This window comes from Nonomuraea sp. NPDC001684, from assembly GCF_053596515.1.
On sequence record NZ_JBSFGJ010000020.1, the window covers coordinates 41,194 to 51,934 of the forward strand.

A 10,741-nucleotide genomic window follows, 5' to 3' on the forward strand; every position below is an offset into this window, starting at 1 on the left:
GCATGTCATCGTGGCCAGGCCGTCAGGCGGCACCAAGCCTCGTGAAGGCATGCGACCCTCAGCAACGAATCCGTCGATGCTCGACCCTTCATGCCCTCGCGGTTGTTTACGCTCGCCCCTCATGAGTTTGGACATCTGGCCCCAGACCACCACATGGCACGACGGGGAGCTGCGGCTCGGCGGGATCGGCGCGGTCGAACTGGCCCGGGAGCACGGCACGCCCGCGTACGTGCTGGACGAGGCCGACTTCACCGCCCGCGCCCGCGCCTGGCTGGACGCGCTGCCCGACGGCGACGTGCACTACGGCGGCAAGGCGTTCCTCTGCCCTGAGGTGGTGCGCTGGCTGGACCGGCTGGGCCTGTCCCTGGACGTCTGCACGGGCGGCGAGCTGGCCGTGGCCATGGCCGGCGGGATGCCGCCGGAGCGGGTCGTCTTCCACGGCAACAACAAGTCGGCCGACGAGCTGCGCAGGGCCGTGGCCTGGGGCATCGGCTGCGTGGTCGTCGACTCCTTCGCCGAGATCGCCAGGCTCGCCGAGATCGCCGCCTCCCTGGGCGTCCGGCAGCGGGTGATGATCAGGGTGACGCCGGGCGTGGACCCGCACACCCACGCCTTCATCGCCACCGGCGGCGAGGACTCGAAGTTCGGCTTCTCGCTGAGCGCCGGCGCCGCCGCGCTCGCGGTGGCGCAGGTGACCGCCGAGCCCGCGCTGGAGCTGTACGGCCTGCACTCTCACATCGGCTCGCAGATCTTCGAGCTGGACGGCTTCGGCACCGCCGCCGCCAGGATGGCCGCCTTCGCCGCCGAGACCGGCGTCACCAGGCTCGACCTGGGCGGCGGCCTCGGCATCGGCTACACGCCGGACGACCCCACCCCGCCCACGCCCGCCGAGCTGCTCGCCGTGCTCAGGAAGGAGACCGCGGGCCTGCACCTGGCCGTCGAGCCCGGCAGGTCGATCGCCGGGCCGTCCACGGTCGCCCTGTACGAGATCGGCACGATCAAGGGCCGGTACGTGAGCGTGAACGGCGGCATGAGCGACAACCCCCGCCCCGGCATGTACGGCGCCGCCTACACCGCCGCCCTGGCCAACCGCGCCTCCGACGCCGCCACGAGCGCGTTCACCGTGGTCGGCAAGCACTGCGAGAGCGGGGACGTGCTGGTCAGGGACATCGCGCTGCCCGGCGACGTGCGACCCGGCGACCTGCTCGCCGTCCCGGTGTCAGGCGCCTACCAGCGCTCGATGGCCAGTAACTACAACCACGTGCCCAGGCCGCCGGTGGTCGCGGTGCGCGACGGGCAGGCGCGGGTCATCGTCCGCCGCGAGAGCGAGGAGGACCTGCTGCGGCTCTACGTGTGACGCGGCCGCGAAGCCGCGCCGGCGCTCAGAGCGTGAGCTTGGCCAGGTCGGGGGCGTAGGCGGTCATCCAGCTCGGGTGCAGCCGGTAGTAGACCACGTCGTTCTCCCAGTCGAAGGCGTCCGCGCCGTAGAAGTCCTTGAAGTAGTCCAGGATGGCCGGCCAGTCGGCGGCCGGCTCGCTGTCCCGCGGGTTGAGGATCTCCACCCTGCCGTGGGTGAACACGCCCAGGTCCTCCCCGCGCATGTGGGCGATGCTGGCCGCCGGGCGGGCGGCGAGGTGGCGCGCCTTGGCGGCGCCGCGGGCCGTGCCGAAGTGCCATTTGCCGTGCAGGAAGTGGCCGTCGGCGCCGCTGATCCGCGGCTCGCCCTTCGCCGTCACGGTGGACACGGCGAGGACGCGCATGCCGGTCAGGAGCCCGGTGAGCTGCTCGGCGTTCAGGGTGCGCTCGGTGACGATCGAGCGCAGGTGCGAGGTGGAGCGGGAGAGCGAGGCGTCCAGGAGCGCCTGGAGCTCTTCGAGCTCCTGCGGGGTTTCGCGCATTGAGGTCCTTGTCTGTACGTACGTACCGGCCCGCGGTCTGCGCCGGCCGGTGGGACCATGCTCGACCGGAAACCCGACACCCTGTGTCGTGTTTTCCGGAACTCAGGACGAATCTCTGACGCGGGCCGCCTGTTCCTCCTGGACCCTGCGGGCGGTGCGCAGGAAGCCGAGGATCACCGCCAGCTCGTCCGGCCCGTAGCCCTCCAGCGCCCGCGCGCCCGCCTGGCCGACCGGGACGAAGATCTCGGCCTCGGCGGCGCGGGCGGCGTCGGTGGCGGCGACCAGGACGCGGCGGCGGTTGCCCGGATCGGGCGCGCGGGCCACCATGCCCGCGCGTTCCAGCCGGTCGATGACGGTGGTGACGGCCGCCGGGCTGAGCTTCAGCGCGAGGCTGAGCGCGCCCGCGGCGACCGGGCCCTCGGCCAGGACGACGTCGAGGCAGCGCAGGTCGGTGCGGTTGAGGCGGAGCCGGGCCGCGGCGGCCTCGTCGAAGGCGTCGAAGCTCTGCTGCAGCTGCCGGAGCTCCATGGCGATCTCTCCGATGACGGCACGATCGCCCGCGGCCGCCGCGCGCACGAGCTCAACCACGACAAGCTCTTCCGCGGCGTCCTGGCCGGCTCGGCGCTCGTCGGCGACCTGGAGTCGGTGCGCTTCCTCACCCCCGACGTGGCGGTCGCGCACGGCACGGCCTCCGTCCTGATGCCCTGGCGGTCCACGCTGCCCAGGCGGCGGCTGTCCCGGCAGACCGTCGTCGTGGTGCGGACGGGCCAGGGCTGGCGCATAGGCGCGATCCACAACGGCCGGGTCCGGCCGGTCACCGTCCCGGACGCGTTCCCGTCCCGGATGTCGCAGCTGATGGCCCGGGTCGCCCGCCGGCTCGGCCTCGGCGGGAGATGACGCTTTTCGCAATCCCTGACCCTTCTTTGACGAGGTCGCGGCGTGGCGCAGTTGATCATCTGGGTAAGGCCCAACCTGTAACAGTCGTACGCGTCTCGGGGGGTTCGGATGCGACTGGGTATTTTGACAGGAGCGGGGCTCCTTGCGGCCGCCGTCGTCCTGACCGGGTGCGACTCGCCGCCCGACACTGCCAAGATCACCGACAGCAAGGCCGAGGCCGCGGCCAAGCTGAAGCAGAGCAAAGCGGCCAAGATCGCGCTGGCGCGCAAGGTCAAGGCGAACGAGCTGGGCCAGATCCCGGTGCTGATGTTCCACCGGGTCATCAAGAACCCGGCCACCACCGACGACAGGACGCCGCAGCAGTTCCGCTCGGACCTGGAACGGCTGGTCAAGGAGGACTACGTCCCGATCAGCGCGTCGGAGATGGTGACCGGGAAGATCAACGTCCCGGCGGGCAAGCATCCCGTGGTCCTGACGTTCGACGACTCCTCGCCCTCGCAGCTCACGCTGAACGAGATGGGCGTCCCGCAGCCGGACACCGCCGTGGCCATCCTGCGCGAGGTGGCCGCCAAGCACCCGGGTTTCCGGCCGGCCGCCACCTTCTACGTCACCCGCGACATGTTCGGCAAGACCGTGCGCGAGGAGCAGGCCCAGACGCTGGGCTGGCTCAAGGACAACGGCTTCGACATCGGCAACCACACGCGCGACCACGTCAACCTGCACGGACGCTCGGAGAAGGAGGTGGAGGACCAGATCGGCGGCATCGCCAAGCAGATCGACGACCTGACCAAGGTCAAGCCCAACTCCATCGCCCTGCCGTACGGCAACCAGCCGCGCAACAAGAATTGGGCGCTGCACGGCAAGCTCTACAACCACGCCGGCGCGTTCCTGGCCGGATACACGCCCGCGCCGTCGCCGTTCAGCAAGGCGTTCGACCCGGGCGGCATCCCGCGCATCCGGGTCATGGAGAAGAAGGGCGACTGCGCGCAGTTCTGCTCGGCGGCCTGGCTCGACTGGCTCAAGAACAACCCGGACATGCGCTACACCTCGGACGGTGACGTCAGCACGGTCGCGTACCCGAAGTTCAAGAACCCGTACCTGCGCAAGTCCTTCACCACCTGGAGCCTGCCCTACTGACGGACGCGCCCCAGCACCACGCTCAGCTCGGCGGGTTGCAGCATGAAGTCGGCCACCTCGCCGGTGACGTCGATCGGGCGGACGGCCCCGGTGCGCAGGTCCAGCACCAGGTAGGCGGTCTCGCCCAGCGGGCCGTTCGCCCTCACCGTGAGGGTGTCCTCGTCCTCCCAGCGCAGCAGGGCGGCGAGCCACCAGCCGGTGGCCAGCCGCGGCGTGACCGTGCGCACGTGTTCGCCGGTCTTCGTGTCGAACAGGGCGACGCCCTGCTGGAGCACGCCGCCGGGGGTGAGCTCCCGGTGTCGTGAGGCGATCAGGCGGCCGGAGGGGGACGGCTCGATGGCCCACTCCACGTTGCCCGGCATGGTGTAGCTGCGCAGCAGGTCGCCCTTGGGCGAGTAGACGGCGAACCACACCGACCTGAGGTGGCCCGGGGAGCGGCGGGCGGGCTCGACGCTCTTCATGACGAGACCTTCCGACGTCCATCCGGCGACCTGCCCGCGGTCCGGGAGGCGGGTGGCGGTGCCGCGCGCGACGTCCACGATCATGGGCGGCTCCAGCACCACGTCGGTGTCCTTGGTCAGATGGTCGGGCTGGAGGAGCACGTGCCGGCCGTCCAGGGAGAACAGCGGCGGCTGAGCGCCGAACAACGCCGTGACGGTCCCGCGCGGCTGCCTGACGGGGAGCCGTTCGACGGCTCCCGTCCGCAGGTCGGCCACGACGTAGGTGTTGTCGCTGTCCCTCAGGAAGGCGGCACGCCGGCCGTCCCGGCTGAGGGCGAACATCGTCTGGTCGAAGCTGTACGGCAGGCGGCCGCGCTCCGCGCCGTCCCCGACGAGGATCATGTGCGCGCACTCCTCGCAGCTCGGGACGTACGCGTAGCGGATCGGGGAGGCGTACTTCGTGCGCTTCGCAGGCTTCGCCGGCTCTTTGGCCGTCCTGCCGGGCGTGACCGGCTGGGAGCGGACGAACCGCACGCCGGGCTCCGCCGGCAGGGGCGCGGCGACCCACGCGGCGGCCAGAACCACGCTCAGGGCGGCGGCCCCCGCCCGCCAGGGACGCCTCCGGCGGCGCGTCACGCCAGCCTGCCGACGACGACCTCGCCAAGGCGGGAGGGGACGTTCTTCACCTGGCGGCTCTTCCCCGTCTCCAGGTCCACGAGGTACAGGACGGGATCGTCCCAGCCGAGCATGACGAGCAGGCGCCCGTCCTCCGTCCACCGCACCAGCTCCGCCTCGGCGCCCGGCCCGCCCAGCGTCGCGCGCCCCCGCACCCGGCCGCCGGTGCGCGGATCCATGGTCAGCACCTCGTTGTCCGAGACGAGGACCAGGCGGTCGCCGCCGGGCGTGAGCAGCGCCTGCAACGCCGGGTCGAAGGGCGTCCTGGTGCGTACGGCCCCCTGCGCGTCGAGCGTGACCAGCTCGGTGTCGGGGGCGCCCTCCAGGGCCCGTCGGCCGGTGGTCGCCACCACCTTGCCGGGCACGACGCCGATCACGCGGCCGATGCCGGGCAGCCGCCTCCGGGCCCCGGTGGCGGCGTCCACCAGGTCCACTCCGTCCGGCCAGGTCAGGATGACGTGCCGGTCGTCCTGGCCGAAGGCCGCGTCGGGCACGCCTTCGCCGGGCCCGGTCAGCGGGCGCGCGGCTTTCTCGGCGGACAGGTCGTGCAGCACGAGACGGCCGGTCGCCGCGTCCAGGTAGATGAGGCGGTAGCCGTCGCCGCTGATCACGAGCGGCGCCCGCCGATTGCTGATCGGCAGCACCGCGCGGGCCTGGGGAAGGGCGACCGTCTGCCATGAGCCGGAGCGTCTCAGGTGCAACCGCCACCGGTGGTCGCTCGCGTCGGCGAAGCCGATGGGCGCGGGGAGCGGCCCGGTGAGCGCCGCGGGAGGAGGGGGAGAGCTGTAGCGCCAGACCACGAGGCCGTTCCAGGCCGTGATCAGGCAGACGGTGACCAGCGCCGACAGTATGGCCCGCCACCGGCCCGGCACACCGGGCCGGAAACGTCCGGAGAGGATCCAGGCGAGCAGGGGCAGTCCCCAAACCGCCACGTGGCTGAGGAGAAGCAGGTCGTCGCGGAGATCGGGCAGCTCGGAGAGCGGCGCCGCCCACAGCGCTGCCGCGCTCCCGCCCGCCATCAGCGCCCGGGCCGTGTCCGACCTCATGGCCGCCTCGGCGGCGACCAGATCGGCGGGCCCCCGCGCGAGGGGCCGGCCCAGATCGTGCAGCACGGCCTGGACGATCACCACGACCGCGAGCGTCCACGCGGCGGCGGCGCGTCCGGCGGATCCGACGTCACCCAGGAAGGAGCGTGCCACCACGTAGAGCGCGACGCCGCAGGAGAGGGCGGCGCAGATGCGCCAGACGATGACGAGCGGCCGTGACCCGAGGTCCAGCCGCGGCGCGCGGACCGTCCGTGGCCTCGGCCCGCGGCCCTTGGACAGCTCGCCGGCCAGCACTCCGAGGGTCCAGCCGCCCACCGGCAGGAACAGGCGGAGGCCGACGTCGCCCGAGACCAGCGGCAGAGCCATGAGAGCCGTTCCCGCACTCGCCCCCGCCCACCGCAACCGCCGGGTGATCTGCATGTGGCGCAGCATCAGCGGGCCGTTGAACGCGGTGAAGGCCACCTGCTGCCGGGCCGAGAACCGGTCCGCGGCGGCACGGCTCATCGGCCTGTTCGCCACGAGCGCCGCTGTCGCCGCCGACAGCACCGCGACGGCGACGACGATCGCGATCACCATGAAGAGGCGTCTTTCGGCCTGCCCGGGAAGGGTGCACAATACGCCTTTCCGGGACGGAAGGGGCTGGCGTGGTTTCTCCGGAGATCTGGGAACGGCTCGACCACCGGGCGGGCATGCTCACCCGCCGGCAGGCGTGGCGCTGGGGCGCGGTCGCCGCCGCCGGCCTGGCGACGGTGCTCCTCGTCCTGGCCGGCTGGTCCAGCGGCGCCCTGTTCCCGCGCGTCGAGGAGTCGGGGGTGGGCAACTCCTCCGTCAGGATGTACCAGGACGAGCTCGGCCGGCCGACCGGTCTCCAGGGCACGGTGAGCCGCTACTTCCACAACCAGGGCCACTTCCCCGTGACGGTCACCGGGGTGGGCGTGGAGGGAGCGGGACTGACGGTGACGTCGGCGGGAGGCGAGGACGGCCGCGCCCTGCCCCTGACGATCCCCGCCGGGCAGGGGGTGTCGCTGAGCCTCGGCCTGGTCGTCACGGACTGCGATGCCGCCACCTCCTCGGGTCCCCGTGTGGTGCTGGAGGTCGATCGCTGGTGGGGGAGCGTCGCCGTGCGACCGGAGACCGTCGGCGACTCGTTCCACGCGGCGGACCTCAGCTGCCGGTGACCGGCTCATGTTGATCAACCGTAGCGACCGGCAGAGCTGGGACGCCAGGTTGGAAGGAGGATTTCCTGATTGCCCCTGATGTCCGCGGCGTGCGAGGAGGTCGTCGAAGACCTGATCCGTGATCTGCGACCAACCAGTCAAGACCGCTGTTACAGGGTCCGAATGGACGCTGTGTACGGGCTTTGTGCAAAAACCGGTGAGTCACGAACGGTTAACGGATCCCTGGGAAGTTGCTGAGCGTCGTAAAGTTTGCGTGGTTGGGGTTCAGTGAACGTGGGGAAAGACGAATGCCGCAGATCGCGCCGCTGGTGGCCGGCGATCCAGCGCTGCTGGGATCGTTCCGGCTGTCCGGACGGATCGGCGAGGGCGGCCAGGGGATCGTCTACCTGGGCGTCAACGAGCAGGGCGAGCGGGCCGCGATCAAGCTGCTGCACGTGAAGTTCAGCGGTGACACGATCGCCAGGTCGCGCTTCGCCAGGGAGCTGAAGGCGGCCCAGCGGGTGGCCTCCTTCTGCACCGCGCGGGTGATGGAGGCCGACCTCGACGGCGACACGCCGTACATCGCCAGCGAGTACATCGACGGGCGGGCGCTGCGCGACATCGTCGAGACCGACGGCCCGCTCAGCGGCACGGTGCTCGACCGGCTGGCCATCGGCACGGCCACCGCGCTCACCGCCATCCACCACGCCTCGATCGTCCACCGGGACTTCAAGCCCGACAACGTGCTCATCGCCGCCGACGGGCCGCGCGTGGTCGACTTCGGCATCGCCCGCATCATCGACTCGACCGGCACGATCACCAGCCGCGCGATCGGCACGCCCGCCTACATGGCGCCCGAGCAGATCGCCGGCGACGACATCGGGCCCTTCACGGACGTGTTCGCCTGGGGCGCGACCATGGCCTTCGCGGCCACCGGGAAGGCGGCCTTCGAGGGCAAGTCGATCGCCGTGGTGCTCAACCGCATCCTGAACCACGAGGTCGACGTGGAGATGATGCACGAGCCGCTGCGGGGCGTGGTGCGTTCGGCGCTGGCCAAGTCGCCCGACGAGCGTCCCTCGGCCGACCAGCTCCTGCTGCGCCTGCTCGGGCAGACCGGCACGGCGGCCGGGGCCTCGACGGCGGTGCTCACCAGGGGCGTGCAGGTGGCCGGCGACGACACGACGCCGTTCACCCGGGTGTCGGCCACGTCCATCACCGACCGGCCCGCCACGCAGGCCACCGGCCACCCGTCCGGCACGGCCGCCGTCCCCGCCCACCCGGCCACGACCGGCACCGGCTCCGCGCACCCGACCGGCGCCAGGTCCGCACACCCGACCGGCACCGGCACCCCGCACTCGACCGGGACCGGCCCCGGCACTCCGCATACGACCGGCACCCCGCACACGACCGGCACCGGGACCGGTGTCTCCGGGCGTGTGGAGACCGTGCAGTCCGGCCAGGGCCAGGGCCAGGGCCAGGGCCCGGCGGCGAGGCCCCTCGACGAGCCGGTGCCGTCCGGCGGGCGGCGGCGGCTCAAGGTGTGGCTCGCGCTGGCCGCCGCGCTCGTCATGCTGGCGGTCGTGGCCGTCGCGGCGATGGCGAACGGCTGGTCGCCGCTGGCGTTCAAGGGCGAGGTCGTGACCCCCGTGCCGACGGGAAAGAAGAACTCGCGGCCCCCCACGTTCGCCTCGGTGGTGGACAAGGTCGCCCAGACCGGAAAGATCATCGTCGGCGTCAAGGGCGACCTGCCGGGCGTCGGCCTGCAGAACGGCGACGACTTCAGCGGGTTCGACGTCGAGGTGGCCAAGCTCGTGGCCGCCGCGCTCGGGGCCGAGGAGACGGTGTTCACCCGGGTCGGCCGGAACGACCGGGCGGCCGCGCTGGCCGAGGGCAGGGTCGACCTGGTCGTCGCCACGTACTCGGTGGACAAGAGCGAGACCAGGTTCGCCGGGCCGTACTACGTGGCCCACCGCGACGTGCTGGTCCGCGCCGGCACCGGCATCGACTCGCTGGACGACCTCAAGGGCAAGAAGATCTGCGCGCTCGACACCCCGACGGTCGGCGAGGTGCAGGACCGGGTGAAGGTCGAGCCCGTGACCGCCGGCAACTACGCGGCCTGCATGGACCTGCTCAGGAACGGCAAGGTCGACGCGGTGCCCGGCGAGGACCTGATCCTGGCCGGGTTCGCCAGCCGGGAGAACATGCGCTACAAGATCATCGGCGCCAAGCTCGACAACGAGCGGTACGCGGTCGGCATCCGCGACGGCGACGCCAAGACCTGCACCGCGGTCAAGGGCGTCATCGCCGACCTCTACCGCACGGGCGCCATCAAGAAGCTCCTGAGCAGCCACTTCGACAAGGTCGACTTCCAGCCCGAGCTGAAGGTGCCCGCGATGGAGCCCTGCGGATGACGAGCGGTAACATCCGAAAGTCCAACGAATTCATCCAGCGAGTTAGGGGAAGGCCATGGCCACGCCCGTCAAGGTAACCGTCACCGGGGCCGCCGGTCAGATCGGCTACGCACTGCTGTTCCGCATCGCGTCGGGACAGCTGCTCGGCGCTGACGTCCCGGTCAAGCTGAGCCTGCTGGAGATCCCGCAGGCGGTGAAGGCGGCCGAGGGCACCGCCATGGAGCTCGACGACTGCGCGTTCCCGCTGCTGTCCGGCATCGAGATCACCGACGACGCCAACGTGGCCTTCGCCGGCGCCAACGTCGCCCTGCTGGTCGGCGCCATGCCGCGCAAGGCCGGCATGGAGCGCGGCGACCTGCTCGGCGCCAACGGCGGCATCTTCGGCCCCCAGGGCAAGGCGATCAACGAGCACGCCGCCGACGACATCCGCGTCCTGGTCGTGGGCAACCCGGCCAACACCAACGCGCTCATCGCCCAGCAGCACGCGCCCGACGTCCCGGCCGAGCGGTTCACCGCGATGACCCGCCTCGACCACAACCGCGCGCTGTCCCAGCTCGCCGCCAAGCTCCAGGTCCCGGTCACCGAGATCAAGAAGATGACCATCTGGGGCAACCACTCCGCCACCCAGTACCCCGACCTGTTCCACGCCGAGGTCGGCGGCAAGATCGCGGCCGAGCAGGTCGAGGGCGAGTGGCTGCGCGAGACGTTCATCCCGACGGTCGCCAAGCGCGGCGCCGCCATCATCGAGGCCCGTGGCGCCTCCTCGGCCGCCTCGGCCGCCAACGCCGCGATCGACCACGTCCACGACTGGGTCAACGGCACCGAGTGGACCTCGGCTGCCGTCGTCTCCGACGGTTCGTACGGCGTGCCCGAGGGGCTCATCTCGTCCTTCCCGGTGCGTTCGGTCAACGGCCGGTACGAGATCATCCAGGGCCTGGAGATCGACTCCTTCTCCCGCGAGCGCATCGACGCCAGCGTGCGCGAGCTGACCGAGGAGCGCGACGCCGTCCGCGAGCTCGGCCTCATCTGAACCCGGCGCGACACCTCGGACGCGCGTCCCCGGCTCAGCGGGGGCGCGCG

At 71.8% G+C, this 10,741-nt stretch carries 10 protein-coding genes; 6 read left to right on the top strand and 4 right to left on the bottom strand.

What is annotated here, in order from left to right; genetic code table 11:
• The first annotated feature begins 121 nt into the window (after positions 1–121).
• On the top strand, positions 122–1,357 hold the full coding sequence (gene lysA / locus ACWCSD_RS06935; RefSeq protein ID WP_449913469.1) for a diaminopimelate decarboxylase: 1,236 nt from the start codon (positions 122–124) through the stop codon (positions 1,355–1,357).
• Between the two features lie 25 nt (positions 1,358–1,382).
• Here lysA and ACWCSD_RS06940 read toward each other — a convergent pair whose 3' ends face one another.
• Entirely contained in the window at positions 1,383–1,898 is a 516-nt protein-coding gene (locus tag ACWCSD_RS06940) for a pyridoxamine 5'-phosphate oxidase family protein (protein WP_449913470.1), read from the bottom strand.
• A 102-nt stretch (positions 1,899–2,000) separates the two neighbouring features.
• Positions 2,001–2,486: a MarR family winged helix-turn-helix transcriptional regulator gene (locus ACWCSD_RS06945; protein ID WP_397165236.1), complete on the bottom strand. Its 486-nt coding sequence runs from the start codon at positions 2,484–2,486 to the stop codon at positions 2,001–2,003.
• Here ACWCSD_RS06945 and ACWCSD_RS06950 point away from each other — a divergent pair.
• Positions 2,451–2,795 carry an SgcJ/EcaC family oxidoreductase gene (locus ACWCSD_RS06950; protein ID WP_449913475.1) on the top strand — a complete coding sequence of 115 codons (345 nt, stop codon included), beginning with the start codon at positions 2,451–2,453 and terminating at the stop codon, positions 2,793–2,795. The two genes, ACWCSD_RS06945 and ACWCSD_RS06950, sit on opposite strands and share 36 nt — an antisense overlap.
• Positions 2,796–2,903: 108 nt before the next feature.
• A complete protein-coding gene (locus ACWCSD_RS06955) occupies positions 2,904–3,932 on the top strand; it encodes a polysaccharide deacetylase family protein (RefSeq protein ID WP_397165237.1) in 1,029 nt (342 codons plus the stop codon).
• On the opposite strand, the gene ACWCSD_RS06960 is transcribed toward ACWCSD_RS06955, so the two are convergent.
• Together ACWCSD_RS06960 and ACWCSD_RS06965 are read right to left on the bottom strand one after the other, a co-directional pair.
• Positions 3,926–5,008: a hypothetical protein gene (locus ACWCSD_RS06960; RefSeq protein ID WP_397165239.1), complete on the bottom strand. Its 1,083-nt coding sequence runs from the start codon at positions 5,006–5,008 to the stop codon at positions 3,926–3,928. The two genes, ACWCSD_RS06955 and ACWCSD_RS06960, sit on opposite strands and share 7 nt — an antisense overlap.
• On the bottom strand, positions 5,005–6,669 hold the full coding sequence (locus tag ACWCSD_RS06965) for a hypothetical protein (protein WP_449913471.1): 1,665 nt from the start codon (positions 6,667–6,669) through the stop codon (positions 5,005–5,007). The genes ACWCSD_RS06960 and ACWCSD_RS06965 overlap by 4 nt, the downstream gene beginning before the upstream one ends.
• 68 nt (positions 6,670–6,737) lie before the next feature.
• Here ACWCSD_RS06965 and ACWCSD_RS06970 point away from each other — a divergent pair, with 68 nt between their 5' ends.
• From ACWCSD_RS06970 to ACWCSD_RS06980, 3 genes are all read left to right on the top strand, one after another.
• Positions 6,738–7,271, top strand: a complete 534-nt coding sequence (locus ACWCSD_RS06970; protein ID WP_449913473.1) for a hypothetical protein — start codon at positions 6,738–6,740, stop codon at positions 7,269–7,271.
• Between the two features lie 287 nt (positions 7,272–7,558).
• Complete coding sequence (locus ACWCSD_RS06975) at positions 7,559–9,661, top strand: serine/threonine-protein kinase (RefSeq protein WP_449913474.1); 2,103 nt, start codon at positions 7,559–7,561, stop codon at positions 9,659–9,661.
• 55 nt (positions 9,662–9,716) lie between these two features.
• A complete protein-coding gene (locus ACWCSD_RS06980; RefSeq protein ID WP_358282356.1) occupies positions 9,717–10,691 on the top strand; it encodes a malate dehydrogenase in 975 nt (324 codons plus the stop codon).
• The last annotated feature ends 50 nt before the right edge of the window (positions 10,692–10,741 follow it).

Bases quoted from the DNA above. Each gene is read 5' to 3' on its own strand.
- lysA (WP_449913469.1), top strand. From the start codon at position 122: ATGAGTTTGGACATCTGGCCCCAGACCACCACATGGCACGACGGGGAG.
- ACWCSD_RS06940 (WP_449913470.1), bottom strand. From the start codon at position 1,898: ATGCGCGAAACCCCGCAGGAGCTCGAAGAGCTCCAGGCGCTCCTGGAC.
- ACWCSD_RS06955 (WP_397165237.1), top strand. From the start codon at position 2,904: ATGCGACTGGGTATTTTGACAGGAGCGGGGCTCCTTGCGGCCGCCGTC.
- ACWCSD_RS06965 (WP_449913471.1), bottom strand. From the start codon at position 6,669: ATGGTGATCGCGATCGTCGTCGCCGTCGCGGTGCTGTCGGCGGCGACA.
- ACWCSD_RS06975 (WP_449913474.1), top strand. From the start codon at position 7,559: ATGCCGCAGATCGCGCCGCTGGTGGCCGGCGATCCAGCGCTGCTGGGA.
- ACWCSD_RS06980 (WP_358282356.1), top strand. From the start codon at position 9,717: ATGGCCACGCCCGTCAAGGTAACCGTCACCGGGGCCGCCGGTCAGATC.